Origin of the sequence: Halospeciosus flavus (assembly GCF_029814175.1) — an archaeon.
GTDB lineage: Archaea > Halobacteriota > Halobacteria > Halobacteriales > Halobacteriaceae > Halospeciosus > Halospeciosus flavus.
This window is the reverse complement of record NZ_CP122312.1, coordinates 2,397,302-2,421,988: the sequence shown is the minus strand read 5'-3', so window position 1 is coordinate 2,421,988 and position 24,687 is coordinate 2,397,302. Positions and strand designations below refer to the sequence as shown.

At 67.5% G+C, this 24,687-nt stretch carries 25 protein-coding genes; 8 read left to right on the top strand and 17 right to left on the bottom strand.

Annotation, left to right across the window (positions count from 1 at the left end; translation table 11 throughout):
* Nucleotides 1–125: 125 nt before the first annotated feature.
* A complete protein-coding gene (locus P0Y33_RS12685; RefSeq protein ID WP_279527759.1) occupies nt 126–1,922 on the bottom strand; it encodes an ABC transporter substrate-binding protein in 1,797 nt (598 codons plus the stop codon).
* Between the two features lie 153 nt (nt 1,923–2,075).
* Between P0Y33_RS12685 and P0Y33_RS12680 the strand changes: the two genes are divergently transcribed.
* The 3 genes from P0Y33_RS12680 to P0Y33_RS12670 all read left to right on the top strand — a co-directional run bounded on the left by P0Y33_RS12680 (nt 2,076) and on the right by P0Y33_RS12670 (nt 7,808).
* Nucleotides 2,076–2,243: a DUF7556 family protein gene (locus P0Y33_RS12680; protein WP_279527758.1), complete on the top strand. Its 168-nt coding sequence runs from the start codon at nt 2,076–2,078 to the stop codon at nt 2,241–2,243.
* 56 nt (nt 2,244–2,299) lie between these two features.
* A complete protein-coding gene (locus P0Y33_RS12675) occupies nt 2,300–2,719 on the top strand; it encodes a PPC domain-containing DNA-binding protein (RefSeq protein ID WP_279527757.1) in 420 nt (139 codons plus the stop codon).
* 64 nt (nt 2,720–2,783) lie between these two features.
* A complete protein-coding gene (locus P0Y33_RS12670; RefSeq protein WP_279527756.1) occupies nt 2,784–7,808 on the top strand; it encodes a DNA polymerase II large subunit in 5,025 nt (1,674 codons plus the stop codon).
* Between the two features lie 134 nt (nt 7,809–7,942).
* Here the strand turns inward: P0Y33_RS12670 and P0Y33_RS12665 are convergent, their stop codons facing one another.
* Entirely contained in the window at nt 7,943–9,253 is a 1,311-nt protein-coding gene (locus P0Y33_RS12665; protein WP_279527755.1) for a phosphoribosylamine--glycine ligase, read from the bottom strand.
* Nucleotides 9,254–9,397: 144 nt separating this feature from the next.
* Here P0Y33_RS12665 and P0Y33_RS12660 point away from each other — a divergent pair, with 144 nt between their 5' ends.
* Nucleotides 9,398–9,691, top strand: coding sequence for a DUF7130 family rubredoxin-like protein (locus P0Y33_RS12660; protein WP_279527754.1), 294 nt, complete (start codon nt 9,398–9,400; stop codon nt 9,689–9,691).
* Between the two features lie 45 nt (nt 9,692–9,736).
* Here the strand turns inward: P0Y33_RS12660 and P0Y33_RS12655 are convergent, their stop codons facing one another.
* Together P0Y33_RS12655 and P0Y33_RS12650 are read right to left on the bottom strand one after the other, a co-directional pair.
* The gene (locus P0Y33_RS12655; RefSeq protein ID WP_279527753.1) at nt 9,737–10,096 is read right to left on the bottom strand and encodes a NifU family protein; all 360 of its coding nucleotides are present in this window, start codon (nt 10,094–10,096) and stop codon (nt 9,737–9,739) included.
* Between the two features lie 25 nt (nt 10,097–10,121).
* The gene (locus tag P0Y33_RS12650) at nt 10,122–10,457 is read right to left on the bottom strand and encodes a DUF5783 family protein (RefSeq protein WP_279527752.1); all 336 of its coding nucleotides are present in this window, start codon (nt 10,455–10,457) and stop codon (nt 10,122–10,124) included.
* Nucleotides 10,458–10,585: 128 nt separating this feature from the next.
* Between P0Y33_RS12650 and P0Y33_RS12645 the strand changes: the two genes are divergently transcribed.
* Together P0Y33_RS12645 and P0Y33_RS12640 are read left to right on the top strand one after the other, a co-directional pair.
* Complete coding sequence (locus P0Y33_RS12645; protein ID WP_279527751.1) at nt 10,586–10,771, top strand: hypothetical protein; 186 nt, start codon at nt 10,586–10,588, stop codon at nt 10,769–10,771.
* On the top strand, nt 10,768–11,613 hold the full coding sequence (locus P0Y33_RS12640; protein WP_279527750.1) for a BKACE family enzyme: 846 nt from the start codon (nt 10,768–10,770) through the stop codon (nt 11,611–11,613). The genes P0Y33_RS12645 and P0Y33_RS12640 overlap by 4 nt, the downstream gene beginning before the upstream one ends.
* On the opposite strand, the gene P0Y33_RS12635 is transcribed toward P0Y33_RS12640, so the two are convergent.
* The 8 genes from P0Y33_RS12635 to hemL all read right to left on the bottom strand — a co-directional run bounded on the left by P0Y33_RS12635 (nt 11,610) and on the right by hemL (nt 18,396).
* A complete protein-coding gene (locus tag P0Y33_RS12635; RefSeq protein ID WP_279527749.1) occupies nt 11,610–13,016 on the bottom strand; it encodes a single-stranded-DNA-specific exonuclease RecJ in 1,407 nt (468 codons plus the stop codon). The genes P0Y33_RS12640 and P0Y33_RS12635 overlap by 4 nt on opposite strands.
* Nucleotides 13,017–13,181: 165 nt before the next feature.
* Nucleotides 13,182–13,907: a uroporphyrinogen-III synthase gene (locus P0Y33_RS12630; protein WP_279527748.1), complete on the bottom strand. Its 726-nt coding sequence runs from the start codon at nt 13,905–13,907 to the stop codon at nt 13,182–13,184.
* On the bottom strand, nt 13,900–14,646 hold the full coding sequence (cobA, locus tag P0Y33_RS12625) for a uroporphyrinogen-III C-methyltransferase (protein WP_279527747.1): 747 nt from the start codon (nt 14,644–14,646) through the stop codon (nt 13,900–13,902). Before cobA ends, P0Y33_RS12630 begins: the two co-directional genes overlap by 8 nt.
* A gap of 2 nt (nt 14,647–14,648) precedes the next feature.
* On the bottom strand, nt 14,649–15,770 hold the full coding sequence (gene hemC, locus P0Y33_RS12620) for a hydroxymethylbilane synthase (protein WP_279527746.1): 1,122 nt from the start codon (nt 15,768–15,770) through the stop codon (nt 14,649–14,651).
* 39 nt (nt 15,771–15,809) lie between these two features.
* Nucleotides 15,810–16,268, bottom strand: coding sequence for a hypothetical protein (locus P0Y33_RS12615; RefSeq protein ID WP_279527745.1), 459 nt, complete (start codon nt 16,266–16,268; stop codon nt 15,810–15,812).
* A gap of 1 nt (nt 16,269) precedes the next feature.
* Nucleotides 16,270–16,677 (bottom strand): hypothetical protein, encoded by a 408-nt coding sequence (locus P0Y33_RS12610; protein WP_279527744.1) that lies wholly within the window; start codon nt 16,675–16,677, stop codon nt 16,270–16,272.
* Nucleotides 16,678–16,719: 42 nt separating this feature from the next.
* The gene (locus P0Y33_RS12605) at nt 16,720–17,112 is read right to left on the bottom strand and encodes a hypothetical protein (protein ID WP_279527743.1); all 393 of its coding nucleotides are present in this window, start codon (nt 17,110–17,112) and stop codon (nt 16,720–16,722) included.
* A 9-nt stretch (nt 17,113–17,121) separates the two neighbouring features.
* Entirely contained in the window at nt 17,122–18,396 is a 1,275-nt protein-coding gene (hemL, locus tag P0Y33_RS12600; RefSeq protein WP_279527742.1) for a glutamate-1-semialdehyde 2,1-aminomutase, read from the bottom strand.
* A gap of 138 nt (nt 18,397–18,534) precedes the next feature.
* Here hemL and P0Y33_RS12595 point away from each other — a divergent pair, with 138 nt between their 5' ends.
* The gene (locus P0Y33_RS12595) at nt 18,535–18,945 is read left to right on the top strand and encodes a hypothetical protein (RefSeq protein ID WP_279527741.1); all 411 of its coding nucleotides are present in this window, start codon (nt 18,535–18,537) and stop codon (nt 18,943–18,945) included.
* Nucleotides 18,946–18,988: 43 nt separating this feature from the next.
* Here the strand turns inward: P0Y33_RS12595 and hemB are convergent, their stop codons facing one another.
* Nucleotides 18,989–19,969 (bottom strand): porphobilinogen synthase, encoded by a 981-nt coding sequence (hemB, locus tag P0Y33_RS12590; protein WP_279527740.1) that lies wholly within the window; start codon nt 19,967–19,969, stop codon nt 18,989–18,991.
* A 105-nt stretch (nt 19,970–20,074) separates the two neighbouring features.
* Here hemB and P0Y33_RS12585 point away from each other — a divergent pair, with 105 nt between their 5' ends.
* Complete coding sequence (locus P0Y33_RS12585) at nt 20,075–20,491, top strand: hypothetical protein (protein WP_279527739.1); 417 nt, start codon at nt 20,075–20,077, stop codon at nt 20,489–20,491.
* Here the strand turns inward: P0Y33_RS12585 and P0Y33_RS12580 are convergent, their stop codons facing one another.
* The 4 genes from P0Y33_RS12580 to P0Y33_RS12565 all read right to left on the bottom strand — a co-directional run bounded on the left by P0Y33_RS12580 (nt 20,492) and on the right by P0Y33_RS12565 (nt 24,644).
* On the bottom strand, nt 20,492–22,564 hold the full coding sequence (locus tag P0Y33_RS12580; protein ID WP_279527738.1) for a (Fe-S)-binding protein: 2,073 nt from the start codon (nt 22,562–22,564) through the stop codon (nt 20,492–20,494).
* Nucleotides 22,565–22,648: 84 nt separating this feature from the next.
* On the bottom strand, nt 22,649–23,353 hold the full coding sequence (locus P0Y33_RS12575; protein WP_279527737.1) for an energy-coupling factor transporter transmembrane component T family protein: 705 nt from the start codon (nt 23,351–23,353) through the stop codon (nt 22,649–22,651).
* The gene (locus P0Y33_RS12570; protein WP_279527736.1) at nt 23,354–24,058 is read right to left on the bottom strand and encodes an energy-coupling factor ABC transporter ATP-binding protein; all 705 of its coding nucleotides are present in this window, start codon (nt 24,056–24,058) and stop codon (nt 23,354–23,356) included. It abuts the gene before it with no gap.
* Nucleotides 24,059–24,062: 4 nt separating this feature from the next.
* The gene (locus P0Y33_RS12565) at nt 24,063–24,644 is read right to left on the bottom strand and encodes a biotin transporter BioY (protein WP_279527735.1); all 582 of its coding nucleotides are present in this window, start codon (nt 24,642–24,644) and stop codon (nt 24,063–24,065) included.
* Nucleotides 24,645–24,687: the final 43 nt, after the last annotated feature.

The following is a 24,687-nucleotide window of genomic DNA, read 5'->3' as shown; positions in this document are numbered from 1 at the left end:
TTTGTGTGCCGCGTGTGTCGGTGAAAACGCGGCTCGATTCCGGTTCGTGTCTCCGAAATTTTCGAAATACGTCTCCGAACTGGGTGTTCGTAAAAGTGGTGCGGAACGACCCGTGGGGGGTCGTGTCAGTCGTTCAGGACGACGTCGTTGAGCTTCTGCCGGCTGAAGCCCATCCCGCCGAACGGCGTGTAGTCGGCGACCGTGTCGTACCAGAAGAACTCGTCGATGTAGTGGTTGACGGTGAGCATCCCCACGTCCTCCCAGTTGGCCTCCTCGATCTTCACGTAGGCCTCGTTGCGGGCCTTCTCGTCCGCGTCGGTCGGCTTCTGGTTGTTCTGGACGACGTCGTACGCCTGTTCGGCCTGCGTCGCCGCGCTGCCGGTCTTCGAACTCCAGTTGATGTAGGAGGAACCGCCCGGCACGTCGGTCTGCGTCTGGGGCGGGTCGAGCAGCGCGAGGAAGTTGTCCGGCGCCGGCCAGTCGGCGATCCACCCGAGCGTGAACGCCTCCATGTTCCCGTTCCGGACCCGGGTGAGGAGCGTGTTGAACGTCGCCTGCTCGATCTGCATGTCGATGTGGGCGCTGGCGAGTTGGTCGCGCAGGATCTTCGCCATCTCCATCCACGAGTCGGACGTGTACTGCAGCCAGTTGAGCTTGTACGGCTCACTCTCGCTGTAGCCCGCCTCTTCCATCACCTGCTTCGCCTTGTCGAGTCGGCTCTCGTTGTAGCCGTACGGGTACTGCTCCTTGGCGTGCTGGGTGTACTGGTCCGCGCCGCCGGGGTAGATGCTCGGCGGGGTGAAGTGGTAGGCGGCCTGCCCGCGTCCCTTGAACACCCGGTCGACCATCATCTGCTGGTTCATCGCGTACGCGACGGCCTTGCGGACCGGCTTCGGAACCGCCTCCATGTTGAAGCCGATGTAGTACGTGTTGATGGTCGGAACACCGACGTAGTTGGCCGTCTCTCCGTTACGGAGCGGACCGTACGTCCCGAGTTTCTGGCCCTTCTGCGTCTCTCGCTCGACGCTGACCTTCTCGGGGTCGTAGAAGGCCGTCGGAATGCCGAACATGTCGGCATTCTTGTTCATCGCGTAGTTGTAGTGGGCGTTGTCGTTCTCGATGACCTGCCAGTGGACGCTGTTCACCTTCGGCGCCGCACCGTAGTAGTCGTCGTACGCGGTGACGCGCGCTTCGGTCCCGGAACTCCACTTGTCGAACTGGAACGGGCCGGAGCCGGTCCCCGACGGGTTCGCCTGCCACTTCTGGTACTCCACCCGGCCGTCGTACCCAGGGATGTCGCCGACGATTCCTTCCGGGACGACGGAGAAGGAGGAGTACGCCAGCATCTGGAGCGACGCGTGGAAGGCGCTCTTGAGTTCGACTTTGACCGTCTTCTCGTCGACGGCAGTGACCGCGAGCGAACCGGACTTGTACTCCCCGTCGCTGGTGGTCTCGTGTTTGACGCCGAGCGTGGACAGGATGAACGACGACCGCCGGGAGTTCGACGAACCGGCGAGTCGCTCGAAGGAGTAGACGACGTCGCTGGCCGTCACGGGGTCGCCGTTGTGGAACGTCGCGTTCTCCTCGAGGTTGAACGTGTACGTCTTGTAGTCCTCGGAGATCTCGTAGCCCTTCGTGAGCAGGTTGGTGATCGTCGTCGTTCCGTCCTGATAGTTCGTCAGGGCGTCGAAGAGCTGCATGATGACGCGCCCGGACGCGGTGTCCGCCGCCGCGATGGGGTCGAGCGTGTCGATCGTCGAGTTGATGAGACTCAACTCGTTCTCCGGCTCCTTCGTCGTGGTCGTCGTGGTCGTGGTCGTGTCTCCGCCGTCACCGGTACACCCTGCGAGGGCGCCCGCCGCCGCAGCACCGCCGGTCGCCTGCAGGAATCGTCGCCGTGAGAGGTTGTCAGTGTCTGCCATCCAAATAATTGATTGAAAACCAACGCTGATAAAGTTGCCGTTACGGGTCTCACACTCTCTTCGGCGGAAACCCCAACGTACGTTCAGTTCGGGTCGTGGTCGAACTGTCGAGTCGACGGTCTTATATGTGATTGTCACTGACTGTCACGCGACATGGCACCAGACACGCAGGCCGTCCCGGGTACGGCCGACCACGAGGTCATGGCCGCCGTCGACGACGACGGCGCCGAGGAACGCCTCATCATCGCCGACGTCGAGAGCGAGGAGGCGTGGCTCTCGATGCCGACGACGGGATCGACGTCGCTTCGAGCCTGGGAGTAGGGTGCACTCCGCTCCGGGTGGCTACTTTTTTCACGCCCGGCGTCGCCACTTCGCGTATGCACTACGAGGAGTTCACCGGCGGCCGCGAGTTCGTCGGCCGACTCGAACACGGCGCGGACTGGCGCACGGAGATCGAGGGGCTGGCCCGCGACGAGGGCGTCGAGGCCGGGTGGTTCGTCGCCATGGGCGCCGTCCAGGACGCGACGCTCCTGTACTACGACCAGGACGAGTTCGAGTACGAGACCGTCGAGTACGACGAACCGCTCGAAGTCGCTTCCTGTGTGGGCAACGTCGCCCGCCTCGACGGCGACGTGTTCGCGCACACCCACGCGGTGCTCTCCCGACGCTCCGGACAGGCGCTCGCGGGCCACCTCGACGCGGGCACCGTCTTCGCCGGCGAGGTCTATCTCCGCGAGTTCGAGGAGTCCCTGGAGCGCGAACGCGACGACGCGACCGACCTCGATCTCTGGCTATAGGTCGGTTTTCTAGAACACAACCCTCAATAGTCTATCGCGGGTATCGAGGAGAGACACCCACAGCATGCGCCCCGAGGACGAAGACTACTTCGAGCGTCTGGAGGACGGCCTGGACCGGGCGCTCGGCGTCGCGCGCGAAGCCAAGAGCCGCGGACAGGACCCCGAACCCGAGGTCGAGATTCCGGTCGCCAAGGACATGGCCGACCGTGTCGAGAACATCCTCGGTATCGACGGCGTGGCCGAACGCGTGCGCGAACTCGAGGGCGAGATGTCCCGCGAAGAGGCGGCCCTCGAACTCGTCGAGGACTTCGTCGAGGGCACCGTCGGCGACTACGAGACCCGCGCCGGGAAGGTCGAGGGCGCGGTCCGAACCGCGGTCGCGCTCCTCACCGAGGGGGTCGTCGCGGCCCCCATCGAGGGCATCGACCGCGTCGACCTGATGGAGAACGACGACGGCACGGAGTTCGTCTCGGTCTTCTACGCCGGTCCCATCCGCTCGGCCGGCGGGACCGCCCAGGCGCTCTCCGTGCTCGTCGCCGACTACGCCCGCTCGCTCCTCGACATCGACGAGTTCAAACCCCGCGACCAGGAGGTCGAACGCTACGCCGAGGAGGTCGGTCTCTACGACAAGGAGACCGGCCTGCAGTACTCCCCGAAGGACGAGGAGACGAAGTTCATCGCCCGCAACTGCCCCATCATGCTCGATGGGGAGGCGACGGGCGACGAGGAGGTCTCGGGCTTTCGCGACCTCGAACGCATCGACACGAACTCCGCCCGTGGCGGGATGTGTCTCGTCCTCGCGGAGGGGATCGCGCTCAAAGCCCCGAAGATCCAGCGCTACACCCGCAACCTCGACGAGGTCGACTGGCCGTGGCTCCAGGACCTCATCGACGGCACCATCGGTGAGGACGAGGGGAACGAGTCGGAGGACGAGTCGGCCGCCGAGGGCGACGACGAGACCGACGGCGAGGACGGTGGGGGGGACGCCGACGCGGACGAAGGGTCCGCCGAACCCGACGGCCCACCGCGCGTCGACTCCTCGAAGAAGTTCCTCCGGGACCTCATCGCCGGCCGACCGGTGTTCGGACACCCCTCCAGCGAGGGCGGATTCCGCCTCCGATACGGCCGCTCGCGCAACCACGGCTTCGCGACGGCGGGCGTCCACCCCGCGACGATGCACCTCGTCGACGACTTCCTCGCGACCGGCACGCAGATCAAGACCGAACGCCCCGGGAAGGCCGCCGGCGTCGTCCCGGTCGACACCATCGAAGGCCCCACGGTCAAACTCGCGAACGGCGACGTCCGCCGCATCGACGACCCCGAGGAGGCCCTCGAAGTACGCAACGGCGTCACCGACATCCTCGACCTCGGCGAGTACCTGGTGAACTACGGCGAGTTCGTCGAGAACAACCACCCGCTCGCCCCCGCCTCCTACACGGTCGAGTGGTGGGAGCAGGACCTCGACGCCGCTGGCGCGGACGTCCAGGCCCTCCGAGACTCCCCCTACGTCGACCTCTCGGACCCCGACGCCGACCAGGCTCTCGACTGGGCCACCGAGTACGACGCCCCGCTCCACCCGAAGTACACCTACCTCTGGCACGACCTCACCGTCGACGAGTTCGAGGCGCTCGCCGACGCCGTCGAGCGCGGGCGGGTCGACGCCGACACGCTCGTCGTCCCGAACGAAGAGGCCGCCCGCGAGGCGCTGGAGGCGCTCCTCGTCGAGCACACGCAGACCGGGGACGCCCTCGAAATCTCCGACTGGGAGCCGTTCGTCCGCACGCTCGGACTCACGCCCGCGCTGGAACGTGAGTGGGACGGCGACGACCTCTCGGCCGAGGCCCGCGAGTGGCCCAACGCGATGAAGGCCGCCGAGGAGGTCGCACCCTTCGCCCTCCAGGAGCGCGCCCCCACCCGTATCGGGAACCGGATGGGCCGCCCCGAGAAGTCCGAGTCGCGCGACCTCTCGCCGGCCGTCCACACCCTCTTCCCCATCGGCGAGGCGGGCGGCAGCCAACGCAACGTCGCCGACGCCGCGAAGCACACCGAGGGGATGAACGACGTCCCCGGCCAGGTCGAGGTCCAACTCGGCGAGCGCGAGTGTCCCGACTGCGGCCAGCACTCCTTCCGGCCGAAGTGCCCCGACTGCGAGACCTGGACCGACCCCTACTACGAGTGCGACGACTGCGGCATCGAGGCCGAACCCGACGAGTCGGGCCGCGTCGAGTGCCCGCGCTGCGAGCGCGAACTCGACAACGTCGAGAACCGGAGTGTCGACCTCCGCTCGGAGTTCCGCGACGCCCTCGAGTCGGTCGGCGAGCGCGAGAACGCCTTCGAGATTCTGAAAGGGGTCAAGGGGCTCTCCTCGACGGAGAAGATTCCCGAACCGATGGAGAAGGGTATCCTCCGCGCCAAACACGACGTCTCCACGTTCAAGGACGGGACGGTCCGCTACGACATGACCGACCTCCCCGTCACCGCGGTCCGCCCCTCGGAACTGGACGTCACGGCCGACCACTTCCGCGAACTCGGCTACGACGAGGACATGGACGGCGACCCGCTCCGCCACGACGACCAACTGGTCGAACTCAAAGTCCAGGACATCGTCCTCTCCGACGGCGCCGCCGAGCACATGCTCAAGACCGCGGACTTCGTCGACGACCTCCTGGAGCAGTACTACGGGCTCGACCCCTACTACGAGGTCGAGGAACGCGACGACCTCGTGGGCGAACTCGTCTTCGGGATGGCGCCCCACACGTCCGCCGCGACGGTCGGCCGCGTCGTCGGCTTCACCTCCGCCGCCGTCGGCTACGCCCACCCGTACTTCCACGCGGCGAAGCGCCGGAACTGCTTCCACCCCGAGACGAAGATTTGGTTCCGCGACGAGACGGGCGAGTGGCACCACGACGCTATCAAGACGCTAGTCGAGGAACGACTCGACGCGGAAACTGCGAGGGAAGACGACTTCGGGACGCTCGTGCAGGAACTCGACGGCGACGTGTACGTCCCGTCGGTTGATGAAGAGGGTGAATCGACGCTCCAGCGTGTCGAAACCGTCTCGAAGCACGCCTCGACCGACCACCTCGTCCGCATCGAGACCCGGAGCGGTCGCGAACTCACGGTCACGCCGGACCACGCGATGCGTCGCTGGGACGAGGGTGTCGAACGGGTCGAGGCGCGCGAACTCTCCGAGGGTGACTCGCTCCCGACGCCGAAATCAGTCGACTTCGACGGCTCAGAGACCTCCTTCGACCTCCTCGCGGAGTTCGTCGAGGCGGAGTCGACCCCGAGCGAGGACCTGACTATCGTCGGTCTCGGGGAAGAGCAGACGAAGAAGCTCCTCGACGACGCGACAGACGCCGACGGCTATCTCTCGCCAGTGGCGGAGCGACTCGGCGTGAGCGACTCGACCGTCTACAACTGGGTTTCCCGGGACAGCATTCCGGTCGCACCACTGCTCGAACTCTACGAACCCGAGACTCTCTTCGACCGTGTTCCGGACGACGTCGAACTGTCGGTCCGGAGGGACAGGACGACGGTCGACCGGATGCTCGACGTAGACGAGCAGTTCTCTTCGCTGCTCGGCTACTACGCTGCCGAAGGGTTCTCGCGGACAGTGTCCGGCGAACTCTACCAAACCACTATCTGCATCCCCGACGAGGAACCTCGACAGCGAATCATCGAGACGTTCGACGACGCCCTAGGCGTCGAAGCCTTCGAGGAGAACGAGTGGAAGGTAACCGTCTCCAGTCGACTCGTCGCGGCCCTTTTCGGTGACGTCCTCGACTGTGGATCACGGGCCGAGGCGAAGTGTATCCCCGACGCCGTGGTGGGCGCACCCGACGACCATGTCCGTGCGTTCCTCTCCGCCTACTTCGCTGGCGACGGGAGCGCCTCAACGGACCGTGTCGAAGTACGCGCACACACGGTCAGCGACGCTCTCAAAGACGACCTCCTCGCCGCACTCAAGCGGTTCGGAATCGTCGGGAAGGTGTACGAGGAGACACGCCGGCCGGAGACAGGTGAGGTCGCGGAGTTTTACGGTGACGCTGACGAAGTACCGGCGTTCGAGGGTTGGGTCCTCAAGGTCACTTCGGAGAACGCGTCCCGATTCGCCGACGAAGTCGGCTTCGACCTCGAACGCAAGCAGCGTACGCTGCGTAACGCGCTCGCCTCTACTGAACTCCGAACACAGCGACTCGTCGGCGATGGCGGGGAAGTCTGGACTGACGAAGTCGTCGACGTCGAGTACGTCGAAAGCGACGTTGACTACACTTACTGCCTGACTGTCGAGGAGACGCACACGCTCGTCGCGAACGACACGTACGTCGGCCAGTGCGACGGCGACGAAGACTGTGTGATGCTCCTCATGGACGGCCTGCTCAACTTTTCGAAGTCCTTCCTCCCGGACAAGCGGGGCGGCTCGATGGACGCACCCTTGGTCATGTCCTCGCGCATCGACCCCTCCGAAATCGACGACGAGGCGCACAACATGGACGTCGTCGACCAGTACCCCCGCGAGTTCTACGAGGCGACTCGCGAGATGGCCGACCCGGAGGCGGTCGAGGACCTCGTCACCATCGCCGAAGAGAACCTCGGGACCGACCGCGAGTACACGGGCTTCCGGCACACCCACGACACCTCGAACATCGCGCTCGGCCCAGACCTCTCGGCGTACAAGACTCTCGGTTCGATGCAGGAGAAGATGGACGCCCAACTCGCGCTCTCGCGGAAACTCCGCGCAGTCGACGAGACCGACGTCGCCGAGCGCATCATCGAGTACCACTTCCTCCCGGACCTCATCGGCAACCTCCGCGCGTTCTCCCGTCAGGAGACCCGCTGTCTCGACTGCGGGACGAAGTACCGGCGGGTGCCGCTCACCGGCGACTGCCGGGAGTGCGGCGGCCGGGTGAACCTCACCGTCCACGAGGGGTCGGTGAACAAGTACATGGACACCGCACTGGAGGTCGCCCGCGAGTTCGGCGCGCGCCCCTACACTATCCAGCGTCTCGAAGTGCTCGAGAAAGCGCTGGAGAGTGTGTTCGAGAACGACCACAACAAGCAGTCCGGCATCGCGGACTTCATGTAGGACCTTTTTACGTCGCCGGGTTTCCTCGGCCTCCGGCCTGCGGGAACCCGACTCGCAAAAAGCTCCGCCAAAAACACGCCGCGAACGCGACGCGTTCGCGGTGAACGGCGCGCTATCCCGCGCCGACACTCACCTCACGGCCCGAGGTAACCCCACGCCAGCAGGCGGTCGCCGTCTCCCTCCATCCAGCGCTCGCCGATGTCGTCGCGGTAGTAGAGGTTCGGGATGACGATGTCGTCGATGCGGCCGTAGGCCTGCTCGCGAGCGGCCTCCATCGTCTCGCCTTTCCCGGTGACGACGAGGGGCATGCCGCTCTCGCCGGCGACGCGCCACTGCCCCTCGACGTTCTTCGCGTCCTCGATGTGGATGCCCTCGCGGGAGTCCGTCTCGAAGACGACGGCGGCGTTCCGGGAGTTCTCGTCGTAGGTCTTCTCGTCGTCGAAGGGGAACGGCGGCAGGACGACGCGGACGCCGACCTGGTACCCCTCGTGGACCTCGAGTTCCGGGTCGTTCCCGTGTGCGAGGTCGTAGAAGAACTGGCCGGTCGGCGACTCGAAGGACTCCTCCTGGAGCGTGATGGTCGGGTAGCCGAAGCGCGGGGTGAACTCCAGCGGGTAGATACCGTTCTCGTTGACGATGCAGTTGAGGTCGATACTGCCCACGTAACCCTCGTCGGCGAGGAACTCTTCCAGTTTGCCGAGGGTCTCGCGGAAGAGTCGGTTCCGCCCGGCCCAGAACATCGACGTCCCCATCTCGCCGGTCGCGGGACCGATGTTTCCGGGGAAGAGCTTCTTGTGCTCGAAGTTGAAGTTGATCGGTTCGACGAACTCCTCGCCGTTGAAGAAGCCACAGATGGCGACTTCGACCCCCTCGACACGCCGCTGGAGTTGGAACCCCTTCATGCGGTGACCCCAGGCCTTCTTGTAGGCCTGCAGGACGTCGACGACGTCGCCGCCGTCGTCCTCCCGGCCGACGTACAGGAGTCGCTTGACGTTCTGCACCTCGCCGAGCGGCTTGATGACGTAGGGTGCCGGGTTCTCCCGGACGTGCTGGATGGCGGTGTCGAAGTCCGAGAACTCCTGGTGGGGGAGCGTGTTGACGCCGTGTTCCTCCAGTACCTCCATGGCGAAGCCGCGGTCCTCTTCGAGTTCGTCGGTCGTCGGGGTACCGCCGACGACGGCGTGTCCCTCTTCGCGGAGTTCCTGGGCGATTTCGCCTGTCCCGACGTCGCTGCCCACCCAGATGTCGTCGAAGACGATCACGTCGGCCCACTCGACCTCCGCGCGCCAGTCGTCGGTCTTCGGGACGAAGCCGTCGGCGATTTCCTGATCGCTCTCGGCCTCGATGTAGTACTTGACGTCGTGACCTTCCTTGTGCACCTGCCACGCGATATCGCCGATGAGCGCGGCGTCGAGCGAGCAGAACAGGAAGTTCTTCGTCTCCATACTGGACCCGACACGTGGACCGGTCGTAAACGCTTGGGCGCGGGTGGCCGGTACCGAATTCGATATAGCGACATGGGATTTATAGAGGATGGGTCCGCCCATCCGGCGGGTGCATTTATCACACACCCTCTCGAACGGCCGTCTATGAGTGGAGAAGAACCTCCCAGTGTCAGCATCGGTACGACCGTGTACACCGAAGACGGCGACGAGATCGGGACCGTTCGGGGGTTCCACGAGGACGGTGTCGTCGTCACCACTCGCGAGGGCATCGAGTCGCTCTCCATCGAGCACGAGCGCGCCGGTCACGAGTTCGGCGAGGCCGAGCTCATGTGGCGCTGCTCGGAGTGTGGCGCCATGGGCGACATCGAGGAGATGCCCGACTCCTGTCCGGACTGCGGCGCGCCCAAGGAGGACCTCTACTACTGGACCGAAGACTGAGCGGTCGCTACTCGACTCGCGTCACGAAAAAGGAAGAGAACTACGTTAGAAGGGGGCCTGTGGCCCTTCGTCTTCTTCGCCGTCGTCGGACGTCTCCTCGCCCGGGAAGGACGGGGACATGCCGCCGTCGCCGCCGCCACCACCGCCCATGCCGGTGTCGGCGTGGACCTCGTTGATCTCGGGGATCTCCTTGACCATCCGGGACTTGATCGCCTGAATCGTCATCGGGGAGATACCACACCCGGAGCAGGCGCCGCCGAGCTGGATGCTGACGGTCCCCTCCTCTCGGTCGATGTTCTGGATGGCGGCACTGCCACCGTGCATCTGGATCTGCGGGAAGTTGCGGCGGAGGAAGTTGTTGATGCGCTCCTCCAGGTCGTCGCCGCTCTGACTCTCGGTGCTCATAGTCGTGAGTTGGGCGCCACGAGTCTTAGGCTTTTGGTTGGTCGTCGAAACCGAACTCCGCCCGGAGCTGGTCTTCGAGTTCGTCGACGTAGATGTCGAGGAGCTGTTCGACCTTCTCGTCGTCCGCGACGACGCCCTGCAGCCGGTCGGTCGGGTTCTCAGGGAGTTCGATACGGAACTCGCCGTCACCCTCGTAGTGGGGTTCGCTCTCGTTGAGAATCTGCTGGTCGATGGCGTGGACCAGATCGGAGCTGTACTCCTCGTTCAGGCGGTTGAACGCCTTCTTGTAGGCGGTCTGGAGCTGCGGAAAGTAGTCGACGTACTTCTCTTCTTCGAACTCCTCGGGCGTGAAGTCGGCCATACGGTCTGCTTCGCGCGCCGTCGGGTAAAAGCCGGCCGATTCGGTCGACGGGCTGAATGAATCCCATGTCGCTATACAGAATCGGGACGCGCGGCAACTGTTTTGGTCCGCCGCGTGCACACACCGGTATGACCTGTCCACACCTAGAGTACCGCGACACCGACGCGGACCAGGAGTTCGAGGAGGCTCGCCCCTACTGCGGTATCGTCAAGGAGTTCGTCCAGCCGATGCGCGCGGACATCTGCAACGACCGCTACGACCTGGACCACACCGAGCACTGCGAGATATTCCGCGAGCACGAGGGCGAGCGATGAGCTACGACGACTACCTCGGCGCCGAACCGGTCGTCCTCACGGCCGCGCTGACCGGCGGCGTCCACGGGAAGGAGGCGAACCCGAACATCCCCGAGACGCCCGAGGAGATCGGCGAGGCGGCCGCGGCCGCCGAGCGCGCCGGCGCGTCCGTCGTCCACGTCCACGCCCGGACGGACAGCGGCGAGCGTTCCTTCGAGACAGAGCGCTTCCAGGCCATCGACGACGCGATTCGCGAGCGTAGCGAGGACCTCGTCATCCAGCACTCGACCGGCGGGACGGGGGCACCGCTCGAAGAGCGGCGCAAGCCCCTCCTGACCGACCCCGCTCCGGAGATGGCGAGTCTCGACATGGGTCCGTTGAACCGCTACGACCACCTCACCAGCGAGAACACGCGGGCGATGGTCGACGCGCTCTACGACACGATGGACGAACGCGGGATCAAACCCGAGATGGAGGTGTTCAACGACGGCCACATCAACGAGACCCACCAGTTCCTCGACCGGCGCGACCTCGACGACCCGCCGTACGCGACGCTCATCTTCGGGTCCGGGACGCTCACGCGCCCGACCCCCCAGAACTTCCTGAACGCCGTCGCCGACCTCCCCGAGGGCGTGGCGTTCAACACGCTCGGCTTCGGCCAGCACCAACTCCCCTTCGCGGCGCTGGGACTCCTCCTCGGCGGGCACGTCCGCGTCGGCTTGGAGGACAACATCTACTACCGCCGAGGCGAACTCGCGGAGAGCAGCGCACAACTGGTCGAGCGGGTCGCGAACCTCGCCGAGACGCTCGGCCGTCCGGTCGCGACGACCAGCGAGGCGCGCGACATCCTCGGTCTCGACTAGGACAACTGTTCGCCGACGTGCTCGTCGACGCGCTCGACGAACTCTTCTTCTTTCCCACGCGGGACCGTCGCGCCCGCGGCGACGGTGTGGCCCCCGCCGTCGCCGCCGACAGCCTGTGCGGCCTCGCGCAGTACCGTCGACAGGTCGAGTCCTCGCTCCACAAGGTCGTGGGTGGCGCGCGCGCTCACCTTCACGTTCTCGTCGTCCTTGTACCCGAACCCGAGGATGGGGGTGTCGCGGTCGACGCCCTCCTCGCCGACGGCCATCCCGGCGACGATGCCGACGATGGTCTCACGGATGCGGTCGCCGGCGTGGAACCACTGGACGTGCTGCTCGCGGGTGACGCCCTCTTCGACGACCCAACTCACGCCCCGCGAGAGGTTGCGCTTGTGCTCGCGGAGGAGTTCCTGTGCGGCGTCGAGCGCCTCGCCGCGCTCGCCGAGACAGACCGCGAGTCCGACGTCGGCCCGCTCGTAGCGGGCGGTCGCGTTCAACACGGTGCCGAACTCGCTGGCGTCGCGGAGTTCCGTGCCGGCCACCTCGTCGGCGAGCGTGTACGTCGTGCCGACGAGAGCGTCGACCTGGTCGGCGGGGACGCCGTTGCGGACCGCCCGCTGGATGAGTGCGGAGACGAGCGTCCGCCGTTCCTCGTCGTCGAGGTCCGCCCACGTCCGCCACTCGCCGTCGCGGTGGGTTTCGACGTCGAGCGAGTCGAGAAACCGCATCGCACCCTGCTGGTCGCCAGTGATTCCGGGGACGTACACCTCGCTGGCGTACTCCAGTAGTTTGTGGAGCGGTCGGGTCTGTTTCCCGTAGAGCGCGAGGCCCTTCTCCGTGTCCAGGACGCCCACCTCGACGCCTTCCTCGGCGATGCGGACGTTCGCGCCCGTGAGTTCGCCGTCTGTGGTCTGTCGGTCGCCGACGGCACCGACGACGGCCAGCGCGGCGAGGTCTTTCGCGTCGTCGCCCAGGAGCGCCCGGGCGAGCACGTACGTCGCGCCCGCACCCGAGAGGTCACTCGACCCGTCGACTCCCTCCAGCAGGGGGTTGAGGTGGTACTCGGTGTCCGCGTCCGCGGGCTGGTGGTGGTCGGCGATCACGGGGACGAAGTCACCCGCCTCCTCGTGGGCGACGATGTGGTCGAGTTGTCCGCTCCCGAAGTCGGTGAAGAGCACCGTCTCGTACCCGGTGGCGGCGACCCGTTCGAGTTCCGACGCGTCGAGTTGCTTCGAGAAGAACACCTCGTGGTCGATTCCCGCACGCGCGAGCGACTGCGAGGCGATGCCGGCGCTCGTCAACCCGTCGGCGTCGATGTGCGAGGCGACGAGCACCGCGTCGTCGTCGCGGAGTGCCTCGGCACACCGGTCGGCGCGGTCGGCGAGTTCGGGAACGGGACCGTTCATACCTGTAGGTCGGCCGTCTTCCCGGATAAACCTGTAGCTCCCGCGGAGCGAGCGTTCAAGACGGAAACCGGGACCACACACGGTGTGCGCTGAGAACGGCCACGGGGCGGATCGCGAAATCCGCGGCGTCACCGCCCCGTGGAGGAGCGACGCCGCGTGTCAGCCCTACAGTTTCTCGACGACGGTGCGCGCGAGCGTCTCGAAGTCGGCCTCCTCGGGGACCACGTCGACCGCGATGCCGTGTGCCTCGGCGGTTTCGCGGGTCGGTTCTCCGATTGTGCCGACGACGGCCCGGTTCAACCCCTCGATGGCCGCCTCGCGGACTCCTTCGGTCTCGGCGGCGTCGAGGAAGTGTTCGACCGTCAACGAGGAGGTGAAGAGCGCTGCGTTTAGCTCGCCGTCCGCGGCGAGGACCGCCGACGACCCCGTCCCTTCGGGGCGGACGAGGCGGTAGAGGACGGTCTCGTGGACGAACGCGCCCTCGTCGTTCAATCCGTCGAGGAGGACGTCGCTACCGTGGTCGGAGCGTGCCACCTCGACGCGCTCGCCGTCGACGCGACCGGCGAGCGTCGCGACCAGTCCCACCGACGAGAACTCGTCGGGGACGATGTCGACGGTGTACCCCTCGGCTTCGAGTGCGTCTGCGGTCGATTCGCCGATGGCGCAGACGAACGCGCCCTCGGGGTGCCAGTCGGCGTCCGCGGCGAGTTCCGCACCGGTCTTGCTCGTGAAGACGACGTAGTCCGCGTCCTTCCGGGGGTGGTCGCCGGTCGGGTCGACCGCGAGCATCGGGTCGGCCTCGGGGTCGACACCGAGGTCCGTGAGCAACTCGACGGCGTCACCGAGTCGGCCGTCGTCCGGGCGGAACACCGCCACGCGTGGCTTACTCATCTAACCACCTCACGACCTCCTCGCGGATGCCAGCGACTCCGCCGATGACGGTGACGGCGGGCGGTTCGATGCCCACCTCGTCGCGACGCTCGACGATGGTGTCGAGCGTCCCCGTGGCGACCGTCTGCCCGGAACGGGTCGCCCGTTCGACGAGCGCGACTGGTGTCTCGGGGTCCATCCCCGCCTCACGCAGTGCGGCCGTGTAGTCGGGGAGTCGGGTGACCCCCATCAGGACGACGATGGTGCCCTCGGTCGCGGCCAGCGCCTCCCAGTTGACCGCCGACTCCTCTTTCGCGGGGTCCTCGTGGCCCGTGACGAACGAGACCGACGAGGCGTGCTCGCGGTGGGTGGCCGGGATTCCGGCGACGCCGGGGGCGGCGACTGCCGACGTCACGCCCGGAACCACCTCGAAGGGGACTTCGTGGTCGGCGAGGTACAACATCTCCTCGCCGCCGCGCCCGAAGACGAAGGCGTCGCCGCCCTTCAGGCGGACGACGGTCTTCCCGTCGCGGGCGAGTTCGACCAGTCGCTCGTTGATCTCGGACTGCGGCGTGCGGTCGCCGTGTGCCCGCTTCCCGACGTCGATGCGGCGCTCTTCGGGGACCGACTCGATGATCTCCGGTCCGGGGAGTTTGTCGTGGAGGACGACGTCCGCCTCGTCGAGGAGGCGACGCGCCTTCACCGTCAGCAACTCCGGGTCGCCGGGACCGCTCCCGACGAGGTACACCTTCCCGGTCATCGTCACGCCTCCTTCCGCGCTTCCTCGATCAGGTCGCGTGCGCCGCGGTCGGCGAGGTCGGCGGCGAGTTCGCGTGCCTCCTCGGCGTAGTCCTCGACGTCGAGTTGCCGCGTCTCGCTCACCGTCGTCTCGCCGTCGCGGTCGAAGACCTGCACCTGTGCGTTCACGCTCTCGCCCTGCACGAACCCGTGGACGCCGATGGGAGCGATACAGCCGCCACCGAGTTCTTCGAGGACGATGCGCTCGACGGTCGTCTCGACGCGCGAGCGGGGGTGGTCTAGCGCCTCGTTCAGCGTCTCGACGACGTCGTCGTCGCTGGCGACGATGGCGAGAGCGCCCTGCCCCGGCGCGGGGACGTGCTCGTCGGTCGGGAGGTCGACGAGTTCGACCTGGTGGGCGAGGCCGCTCCGTTCGAGACCCGCCTTCGCGAGGACGACGGCGTCGAACTCCGTCTCGACGTCGCGTTCGAGGGCTTTCCGCTCCAGTTCGTTCAGGTCGTCGAACCACTCCTCGACGGAGCGTTCGAACTCGGGTTCCTCTCGGGCGTCGCCCTCGTACTCCTCGTTCTTCTGCTCGCGTGCGTCCTGCGAGGCCTCTTCCTCGCTCGCTTCGAGGCGGCGCTCGTGTTCGGCCTGCAGCGCGGGTGCGAGGAGTTTCTCCAGTCGCGTGTCGACGTTCCCGCGGACGGGTTCGACGTGGAGGTCCGGTCGCCGCGAGAGGAGTTGTGCGCGTCGACGGAGGCTCGCGGTCCCGACGACGGCGCCCTCGGGGAGGTCCTCGGGTGCCGTGCCGTCGCGGGTGACGAGTGCGTCGCCCGCGCTCGCCCGCCGCGGGACGGCCGCCGTCTCGAGTTCGTCGGGTTGCTCGGTGGGGACGTCCTTCATCGAGTGAACGGCGGCGTCCACCTCGCCGTCGAGGATGCGCTGGTCGAGCGCACGGACGAACGCCCCGGTCTTCCCGAGGTTGTGAATCTGTTCGTCGGTGACCCGGTCACCCTCGGTCTCCACCTCGACGAGTTCGACGTCGAAACGGCGGTCCTCGAGGGCGGCCTTCACCTCGGCGGCCTGCCGGAGTGCGAGGTCTGAGCCTCGGGTCGCCAGTCGGATCGGCTCGCGGTCGCTCATACGTCCTCTTCGTGACCCCTCGTTGAAACCCCCTTCTCTTCACTCGCGCAGCGCGTCGAGGGTCGTCTCCACGTGTCGACGCCGGCGACCGACGTAGGTGAGCGCGACGCCGGCCCACACGAGCACACAGCCGAGGAGTATTCCGTACCGGACGTCGGTGGGCACGTGTCCGGCGAGGCCGAATATCGCGGCCAGTGCGGCGACGAGACTCCCCACGGCGCCGGCGACGTACGGCGTCGGGGAGGGGTCCCACTCGCTGACCGTCCGGACGACCGCGACGTCCCGGTAGAGGGCGAACGGGAGGACGAGTGCGACCGCCGCGATCGGAATCCCGAGCGCGACCAACGGGAGGACGACCAGTCCCGCGCCGAGTCCGGGCGTGTCGGTGAGACCGACCAGCGCGCCGACCCAGACGACGCTCGCCAGCCAGAACGCCGCGAGGAGGGGTGCCGCCGCGACCCAGTACCACCACCGGGAATCGGTCGACGGCGCCGTCATATCACGGCTGTCCGAGGTGTTCGTGGCGCTCCCAGAGGTAGTAGAGCGCGACGAACGCCTGGATCGGGAGGATGAGCGTGAACAGCGTCCACTTCGTCGGGTCGGGGTTCCACCCGGTGTCGGCCTCGCCGATGGCCTGCGTGTCGAAGTAGACCGCGATGGGCGTCATCACACTGAACAGCAGTGCGAGGACGAAGAAGACGATGGTCCCGAGCAACGCGACGGGGAACAGCGACCCCGTGGTGCCGGTCGGTCCGACGAGCGCCGTGATGGCCGTGAAGAGGGCGAACACGGCGATGAGCGCCGCGACGAGGGGCTGGAACAGGACCCAGTACCACCACCGGGAGTTCACCCGGTCGGCGGTGGGCTGTGTCGCCTCGACGTCGGTAGCAGTGGCATTCGATACCATACGTCGTGGTAGAGTATCGTGGTAGATAAAGCCTCCCATCGGTCAAGGGACGCCGACGTGTCTGGCACGCAAGCGGAGGTAGTAGCCCGCGACGAGGCAGTCGGCGAGGGGAATCGGGACGGCGACGACGCCGGCGAGTGCGTACCGTTCGGAGGACGGCCGCCAGTCGAGGTTCGCCGTCCGGACCGCCCGTGCGTCGAAGAAGATGGCGACGGGGAACAGCAGTCGGACGGCGAGCGCGACCAGCGTGTAGGGCGCGACGACGACGAGGTGGGCCGGGTCGAACCCGCCGCCCGAGACGCTCACGGTGGCGAGGAGGGCCGCACCCAGGACGAGTTCGACGAGCGTCAGGACGGGCGCGGCGACCAGCCAGTACCACCACCGCGACTCCGTCGGCGGGCCGCCTCCGGTCGCTCCCTCGTCTGCCTCGCTCATGACGTCTGACTACAGCGCGTCCTTGTACGCTTCGAGCGTTCGTTCGACGTCTTCCTCGGTGTGGGCGGCGCTGACGAACTGCGACTCGAACTGGTTCTGCGAGAGCACGACGCCCTCGTCGAGCATCTGCGGGCGGAAGACTCGGTTCCAGCGGTCGACGGCGGCGTCGGCGACGTCCGCGCCGTTCCGCGGTTGACGGCCACGCCGGGTGAAGACGACCTTGAACAGGCTGTCCGCGCCCACCACCGAGTAGTTCGGCGCCTGGTCCTCGACGATGTCGCGCAGGCCGTCGCGGAGTCGCTCGCCGAGCGCGTTCACGTGGTCGAAGACGTCCTCCTCGGCGGCGTACTTGAGCGTCTCCAGTCCGGCGGCCATCGTCACGGGGTGGCCGGAGAAGGTGCCGGCCTGGAAGACGTCGCCGGCGGGGGTGAGTTCCTGCATGATCTCGGTCTTGCCGCCGACGGCGCCGACGGGGAAGCCGCCGCCGATGACCTTCCCGAAGGTGGTGAGGTCGGGTTCGACGCCGAACTTGCCCTGGGCGCACTGGAGACCGCCCACGCGGAAGCCGGTGATGACCTCGTCGAAGACGAGCAGCGCGCCGTGCTCGCGGGTGAGCGCGCGGAGCGTCTCGTGGTAGCCGGGGTTCGGCTCGACGATGCCCTTGTTCGCGAGGATGGGTTCGACCAGCACCGCCGCGACGTCGTCGCCGTGTTCCTCGAAGGCGGCCTTCGCGGCCTCCTCGTCGTTGAACGGGACCGGAATCGTGTGCTCGGCGAACGACTGCGGGATACCCGGCGAGGACGGACTCGCGCCCTCCCGGTCGCCGGAGACGAGGGTGGACTCCTGGGCGCCGTGGTAGCCACCCTGCATGACGATCACCTTGTCGCGGCCGGTGAACCCGCGGGCGAGTCGGACCGCCGAGACGGTGGCCTCGGTGCCGGAGTTGACGAAGCGCACCATCTCCACGCTCGGGACGTGGCGGGCGATGAACTCCGCGTGGTCGACCTCGATCTCGGTGGGCATCCCGTACATCGGTCCCTCGCTGGTGCGTCGCTGGATGGCGGCCTGGACTTCGTCGGGGACGTCGTGGCCGAGCAGGAGCGGTCCCAGCCCCATCACCCAGTCGACGTACCGGTTGTCGTCGGCGTCGACGACGTGACCGGCGTCGCCCTTGCTGACGAACGTGGGGTACGGTTGTGGGGCGGCGCGGACGGAGGAGTTGACGCCGCCGGGCAGCACGTCGAGCGCCCGGTCGTAGAGGTCGCGGGAGGTCTCGCGGTTCATAGACGGGAGTTGTGCGGCGGGGACAAAAAGAGTTCACTCGCGAATCCAGTCGGTCGACCGGGAGGTCGGACGATCAGGAGGTCACAGACCGGCATCGTCCGGGAAACGTTCAACACTGCGTGGTACTGATTGACACATATGGGACGAAACCGCTACTACCACGAGTCGCGTGTGCTCGGTCCGCGTCTCGGTTGGGCGCTGCTCGTCGTCGGCGCGGTACTCGCGGCGGTCCTCTTCGCGGCCCGCGACGGACCGACGACACCGGTCGTCTTCGGTTCGGTCGTCACTGCCCTCCTCTCGACCGTCTTCTGGTCTGTCCGAATTACGACGTCGGTCGAGGACGACGGCGTGTCGGTCCACGTCTGGCCGCTCGGGGTGTTCTCTCAGCGTATCTCTATCGACGACCTCGAACGGTACGAGGTCGTCGGGCGCGACGACGCGGTCCGTCTCGAACGAACTGACGGCCGTTCGACGGTTCTCAGGACCGCACGTCCGGAGGAACTCGTCGCGGCCCTCGATCGGGTGACGGACCCGGAGCGGTGGTCGTAGGCCGACGACGGTTCGGACCACACCGACCGCGCGGCGACGCCGCTCAGAGTTTCTCTGCGACGTCCTCGGCGAAGTACGTCAGGATCAGGTCCGCGCCGGCGCGCTTGATGGAGAGCAGCGACTCGAAGGCGACCTCCTCTAGGTCGAGCCACCCCTTCTCGGCGGCGGCGTGGAGCATCGCGTACTCCCCGGAGACGTTGTAGGCGGCGACCGGGTGGTCGAAGTTCTCGCGGACGTCGGAGACGACGTCGAGGTAGGGGAGCGCGGGCTTGACCATCAGCACGTCCGCACCCTCCTCGACGTCGAGTTCGACCTCGCGCATCGCTTCTCTCCTGTTGGCGGGGTCCATCTGGTAGTGGCGGCGGTCGCCGAACGTGGGCGCACCGTCGGCGGCGTCGCGGAAGGGTCCGTAGAAGGCGGACTCGAACTTCGCCGCGTAGGCCATGATGGGGAGGTTCTCGTAGCCGGCGGCGTCGAGCGCCTCGCGGATGGCGCCCACCTGTCCGTCGGTCATCGCGGAGGGGGCGACCATGTCGGCGCCGGCCTCGGCGTGCGAGACGGCCGTCCGCGCCAGCAGGTCGAGGGTCTCGTCGTTCTTCACCGTCAGTTCGGGGTCCTCCTCGGCGTCGTGCTCGACGACTCCGCAGTGGCCGTGCTCGGTGTACTCGCAGAGACAGACGTCCGTGACGACGTAGGCGTCGGTCTCCGCGGTGACGGCGCGGGTCGCCCGCTGGACGACGCCGTCCTCGGCCCACGCGCGGGCCCCGCGCTCGTCTTTCGACTCGGGGATGCCGAACAGCATGACGGCCTCGACGCCGGTCTCCAAGACCTCCTCGACGCGTTCGACGGCCTGCTCGACCGGCACGCGCTCGTGGCCGGGCATCGAGTCGATTTCGACCCGCTCGTCGGTCGTCGCGTCGACGAAGACGGGCGCGATGAGGTCGTTCGCCGAGACGTCTGTCTCGCTCACCAGTCCCCGTACGCCGTCTCTCCGGAGGCGCCGCGGGCGTCGCGTCAGGTCCATACCCGTGGGTGGGGGCGCGTGGCAAAAAGAGTTCGCGGACCGCTCGACGACGGCCCCGGCGAGCGCCGAGTCAACTTTTTCTGTGTCAAACTATGACACACGAGTATGGCACCCGCGCTCGCGCTCCGCGTGCCGTCGGACGAACAGTGGGGAGAGGACCTGCTCGCCGCGTTCTACGCCTCGGCACTCGGGAAGCGTCGGCGTCTCGCGCCCGGCCGGGAGTGGCCCGACCTCCCGTCGATGCCGGGGTTCGTCGTCGGCCTGGAGTACCTCGGTGAGCGGCCGTACGTCGAGGAGTCCATCCCCGAGTCGGTCTACGCGTCCGCCGCCGACCACCTCGACGCGACGTTCGAGGACGGGACGGCGGCCGGCGAGTCGCTCGACGACGTGGCCGACGTGCTCCGCGAGGCCGCCCGAGAGGACGAGGAGGTGAGCCTCGACGTGGAGTGTGGTCCGGTCGCGGTGTGCGAGTTCGCCCGCGAACGGGGGTACGAAGTCGAGTTGCGAGGAGGAGAGCGGTAGTCAGTACCCGAGCGACTCGGCGACGAGTTCGGAGACGTCGACGACCTCGATGTCGTCCTCGTAGTTCCCGGTCTTGCGGCCGTCTTCGTACATCGTCATACACTGCGGGCAGGCGACGACGAACTTCTCGACTTCCTGGCCGGCGTCGGTGTCGTTGAGCGCCTCGCGCATGCGCTCCTCGGAGGGCTTGGGGTCGTCGGCGAAGTCCATCCAGACGCCGCCGCCGCCGCCACCGCAACAGAAGGAGTCGTTGCGGTTGCGCGGCATCTCGTCGAGGCGGGCGCCCGTCGCCGCGATGACCTCGCGCGGGGCCTCGTACTCGCCGTTGTAGCGACCGAGGTGACACGGGTCGTGGTAGGTGACCGTGTAGTCGAGTCCGCCGAGGTCGAGGGTCCCGGCGTTCACGAGTTCCTCGACGACCTGCGTGTAGTGGTAGACGTCGTCGCCGCGCTCGAAGCCGAACTGCTCGTACTCGTTGCTGAAGGTGTTGAACGAGTGGGGGTCGGTGGTGACGATCTTCTCGTAGTCACACTCCTCGAAGGCCGCCACGTTGTCCTCGACGAGCATCTCGTAGAGACCCTCCTCGCCGACGCGGCGGACGTCGTTTCCGTCGTTCTTCTCGTCCTCGTAGAGGATGCCGTAGGAGACGTCGGCCTCCTCGAAGATGCGGGCGAGCGCGACGGCGACCTTCCGGTTGCGCTCGTCGTAGGAGGGGTAGTCGCCGACGTACCAGAGGTACTCGACGGACTCTTCGCGGGCGTCGGGCACCTCGAAGTCGACCTCGTCCACCCAGTCGGGGCGCTTCCGTTCGGGGTCGCCGAAGGAGTTCCCGTTCTGGAAGAGGTCCATCATCGTCTCCTGGACGTTCTCGTCCATCTGGCCCGTCTCGGTGAGGCGACGGTTCATCTCGGTGAACTGCGTGACGTGCTCGATGTCGACCGGACAGGCGTCCATGCAGGCCATACAGGACATGCAGGACTCCATCGTCTCGGCGTCGACGACGGAGGTGCCGCCGTCGGCGACGATCTCCATCGTCTCGCCGCCCCGGTCGACCGACTCGCGGTAGTTCTTCAGGTCGAGGATGACGTTCCGCGGGTCGAGGTTCCGCCCGGAGGCGTTCGCGGGACAGACCGAGGAACAGCGCCCACACTTCGTACAGGCGTCGTGGTCGAGCAACTGTTTCCACGAGAAGTCGTCGATGTCCGTGGCACCGATCTCCTCGGGGGAGGCGTCCTCGGGTACCCGCGGGAGGCGACGACCCGCGTCCTCGTCGTTCGCGACGAGGTTCGCGTACGAGGAGATCATGTGGAACGGCTTCGCGTAGGGGACCGAGGCGACGAACGCCAGCGCGAGGATGGCGTGCGACCACCAGAGCGCGCCGTAGAGCGACGTCGCGAGTTCGGGCGAGATACCGACTTCCGCGAGGACGAGCGCGACGGCGTAGCCGACGAAGCTCACGTCCTCGAAGGACGGGAACTCGAAGGCGACGATGCGGACGGCCTCGATGGCGTAGCCACCCACGCCGAGGAGGAAGAGCGTCCAGATGAAGAGGTCGTCCTCGACGCTCGTGTGTCGTCCGTGGAGGCGGTCGGTGCGCGCCCCGTAACGCCGCCAGAGCGCGATGCCGATACCGACGACGAACAGGAGACCCAGCGCGTCCATCACCAGCGAGTAGGCGAGGTAGAAGTCACCGACGAAGAAGGAGGGGTGGCCGAGCAGTTTCGTCCAGACGTCCATGTCGATGGCGAGGATGGTCGTCCCGACGAACAGCGTCAGGAAGCCCCAGAGGATGAACGTGTGCATCACTCCCGCGGTGAAGTCGCGGTCGAACTGGTTCTCGTTCGAGGCGACGGTCTTCGCCACCCGGACGATGCGCCCGCCGAGGTCGTTCAGGCGCTCGGTCGCGTCCGCGTCGCCGCGCGCGTAGCGGGCGAACCGGTCGTAGACGCCGTACAGGAAGATGACGATGGCGACCGCGGCGAGGTAGTAGAAGACGGCCTCGCCGAGCGGCCCGATCTGCCAGAACGTCGGCCGCGTGACTTCCCCGGCCGCGGGTGCACTCGAGAGTGTCATTACCGTATGCACGGGTCAACGCGCGCTTAAAACTTACCAATGTATTATCGTTGTTCGCCGCTCTCCGCCGAACAGTTAACAAGGTTAGAGGAAAGCCGTCGCCGCGAGAACCCCGCCCGCGGCCGTCGCGGCGACGTCGTACCGTCCGAAGGCGAGGTTCGGCGGCGTCGGGTTCCACGCGAAACAGCGGGCCCGCAGGGCCAGCGAGAGTCGGTCGGCGCGGCGGAACGCACGCTGGAGCGCCCCGAGGGCGACGAGTCGGACGCGGTCGTGGACCGGGCGTTCGGTGCCGAGTCGTGCGCGCATCGCGTCGCGGATGCGGCCGACGTCGGCCTGGAGGACCGGGAGGAACCGGAAGACGAGCGCGGTACCGACGCCGAGGTACCGGCCCGCGCGGCCGGGGACGAACCAGGCCACGGCCGCCTCCGACTCCCGGACGGGCGTCGTCCGGACGTACGCCGTCGCGAGCGCGAGCAACAGGAGCGTCCGGTAGGCGGCCAGCGTCGGCGCCACCGCGTCGCCGGGGACGACCCACGGCGGCCCGAGGGTGAGCGCCTCGATGACCGGACCGGCGAGCAGGAACGGCACGACCGCGCCGAACTCGTCGACGACGGTCCGCGGGGCGAGACGGCACGCGAGGAGGACGAGCGCGACGACGCCGGTCAGCACCGCGAGACCGCGTGGCGTCGTGTGGGCGAAGGCCGCGACGGCGAACCCCGACTGGAAGACGAGTTTCGCCCGCGGGTCGAGGGTGTGGCCGAGCGTCTCGCCGGGTTCGTAGCGGAGCATCTACTCGTGAGGGTGGCGGACACGCGTCCCGTCGAGATGGTCGAGGGCCGTCGCGGGCGGCGCGTCGACGGCGACCTGTCCGTCCGAGAGGACGACCACCCGGTCCGCGAGGTCGGCGACGTCGCGGAGGTCGTGGGTGACGACGACGAGGCTCGTCCCGGCGTCGTGGAGGGCGTCGAGTCGGGTGAGGACGGACTGGCGGGCGGGATCGTCGAGTCCCGTGAACGGTTCGTCGAGGACGAGGTGGGCCGGCCGCATCGCGAGTGCACCGGCGATGGCGACGCGCTCCTGTTCCCCGCCGGAGAGGCGGTCGATGCGCTCCTCGCGCCGGCCGTCCAACTCGACGGCGTCGAGGGCCTCGTCGACGCGCGCCTCGATCTCGTCGCGGTCGAGACCGAGGTTCTCCGGGCCGAACGCGACGTCGGCGCCGACCGTCGCGGCGACGAACTGGTCGCGCGGGTCCTGGAACACCATCCCGACCTTCGTGCGCGCGGCGACGAGGTTCTCTTGGACTGGCGTCCCGTCGACCAGGACGTCGCCGGCGTCGGGTTCGAGGAGGCCGTCGAAGTGGCGGACGAGCGTGGTCTTCCCGGACCCGTTCGCACCGGCGAGGACGACGAATTCGCCGTCGTCGACGTCGAGTGAGACACCGTCGACGGCCGCCGTCTCGCCGTACCGGTGGACGAGGTTCTGGACTTGGATCATGCGCTCACTCGGCGACGACGACGTCGCTCCGGACGACGGCGACCGTCGCGGCCATCTTGAGGACCTCTGCCGGGACGAAGGGGATGGCGGCGGCGAGGACGGCCGTCACGAACCCGACGTCGCCGACGACCGCGTAGCCGACCGTCCCGAACGTGTAGACGACGAGCGTCGCGGCGGTCATCCCGCCGACGAGACGGACGACACTCGCCTGCTGGGGGTCGCGGAGACCGTCCGTCCCGTGGACCACGAGACCGACGACGGCCGCGGCCGGCGGGTACGACCAGAGGTAGCCGCCCCACTGGCCGAGTAGCGCGCCGAACCCGGCGGTCCCGTAGGCGTAGACGGGCGCGCCGACCGCCCCCGCGACGACGTAGAGCGCCATCGAGGCGAACCCCCAGACCGGGCCGAGGTAGACGCCCGCGAGGAAGACGCCGAGCACCTGCAGGGTGAACGGGACGGAGGTCACGGGCAACTGGAACGATACGTACGCGAAGACGCCGGTCAGCGCCGCGAACAGCGCCGCGCGTGCGACGTTGCCGACGGCCTCGTCGCCGACGAGGTCGACCGACTCGTGGTCCGTACTCATGGTTCGTCGTGGCTCGTCAACCGTAATCAACAGTCCGGTTTAC

Excerpts from the sequence above, each read along its gene's own strand:
- P0Y33_RS12655 (WP_279527753.1), bottom strand. The coding sequence starts at position 10,096 with ATGAGCACCGAGAGTCAGAGCGGCGACGACCTGGAGGAGCGCATCAAC.
- P0Y33_RS12595 (WP_279527741.1), top strand. The coding sequence starts at position 18,535 with ATGGGACGAAACCGCTACTACCACGAGTCGCGTGTGCTCGGTCCGCGT.
- P0Y33_RS12675 (WP_279527757.1), top strand. The coding sequence starts at position 2,300 with ATGCACTACGAGGAGTTCACCGGCGGCCGCGAGTTCGTCGGCCGACTC.
- cobA (WP_279527747.1), bottom strand. The coding sequence starts at position 14,646 with ATGACCGGGAAGGTGTACCTCGTCGGGAGCGGTCCCGGCGACCCGGAG.
- P0Y33_RS12580 (WP_279527738.1), bottom strand. The coding sequence starts at position 22,564 with ATGACACTCTCGAGTGCACCCGCGGCCGGGGAAGTCACGCGGCCGACG.
- P0Y33_RS12650 (WP_279527752.1), bottom strand. The coding sequence starts at position 10,457 with ATGGCCGACTTCACGCCCGAGGAGTTCGAAGAAGAGAAGTACGTCGAC.
- P0Y33_RS12635 (WP_279527749.1), bottom strand. The coding sequence starts at position 13,016 with ATGAACGGTCCCGTTCCCGAACTCGCCGACCGCGCCGACCGGTGTGCC.
- P0Y33_RS12685 (WP_279527759.1), bottom strand. The coding sequence starts at position 1,922 with ATGGCAGACACTGACAACCTCTCACGGCGACGATTCCTGCAGGCGACC.
- P0Y33_RS12570 (WP_279527736.1), bottom strand. The coding sequence starts at position 24,058 with ATGATCCAAGTCCAGAACCTCGTCCACCGGTACGGCGAGACGGCGGCC.
- P0Y33_RS12670 (WP_279527756.1), top strand. The coding sequence starts at position 2,784 with ATGCGCCCCGAGGACGAAGACTACTTCGAGCGTCTGGAGGACGGCCTG.
- P0Y33_RS12640 (WP_279527750.1), top strand. The coding sequence starts at position 10,768 with ATGAGCTACGACGACTACCTCGGCGCCGAACCGGTCGTCCTCACGGCC.
- P0Y33_RS12605 (WP_279527743.1), bottom strand. The coding sequence starts at position 17,112 with ATGAGCGAGGCAGACGAGGGAGCGACCGGAGGCGGCCCGCCGACGGAG.
- P0Y33_RS12645 (WP_279527751.1), top strand. The coding sequence starts at position 10,586 with ATGACCTGTCCACACCTAGAGTACCGCGACACCGACGCGGACCAGGAG.
- P0Y33_RS12660 (WP_279527754.1), top strand. The coding sequence starts at position 9,398 with ATGAGTGGAGAAGAACCTCCCAGTGTCAGCATCGGTACGACCGTGTAC.
- P0Y33_RS12615 (WP_279527745.1), bottom strand. The coding sequence starts at position 16,268 with ATGACGGCGCCGTCGACCGATTCCCGGTGGTGGTACTGGGTCGCGGCG.
- P0Y33_RS12630 (WP_279527748.1), bottom strand. The coding sequence starts at position 13,907 with ATGAGTAAGCCACGCGTGGCGGTGTTCCGCCCGGACGACGGCCGACTC.
- P0Y33_RS12585 (WP_279527739.1), top strand. The coding sequence starts at position 20,075 with ATGGCACCCGCGCTCGCGCTCCGCGTGCCGTCGGACGAACAGTGGGGA.
- P0Y33_RS12610 (WP_279527744.1), bottom strand. The coding sequence starts at position 16,677 with ATGGTATCGAATGCCACTGCTACCGACGTCGAGGCGACACAGCCCACC.
- P0Y33_RS12665 (WP_279527755.1), bottom strand. The coding sequence starts at position 9,253 with ATGGAGACGAAGAACTTCCTGTTCTGCTCGCTCGACGCCGCGCTCATC.
- P0Y33_RS12575 (WP_279527737.1), bottom strand. The coding sequence starts at position 23,353 with ATGCTCCGCTACGAACCCGGCGAGACGCTCGGCCACACCCTCGACCCG.
- hemC (WP_279527746.1), bottom strand. The coding sequence starts at position 15,770 with ATGAGCGACCGCGAGCCGATCCGACTGGCGACCCGAGGCTCAGACCTC.
- P0Y33_RS12565 (WP_279527735.1), bottom strand. The coding sequence starts at position 24,644 with ATGAGTACGGACCACGAGTCGGTCGACCTCGTCGGCGACGAGGCCGTC.
- P0Y33_RS12680 (WP_279527758.1), top strand. The coding sequence starts at position 2,076 with ATGGCACCAGACACGCAGGCCGTCCCGGGTACGGCCGACCACGAGGTC.
- hemB (WP_279527740.1), bottom strand. The coding sequence starts at position 19,969 with ATGGACCTGACGCGACGCCCGCGGCGCCTCCGGAGAGACGGCGTACGG.
- hemL (WP_279527742.1), bottom strand. The coding sequence starts at position 18,396 with ATGAACCGCGAGACCTCCCGCGACCTCTACGACCGGGCGCTCGACGTG.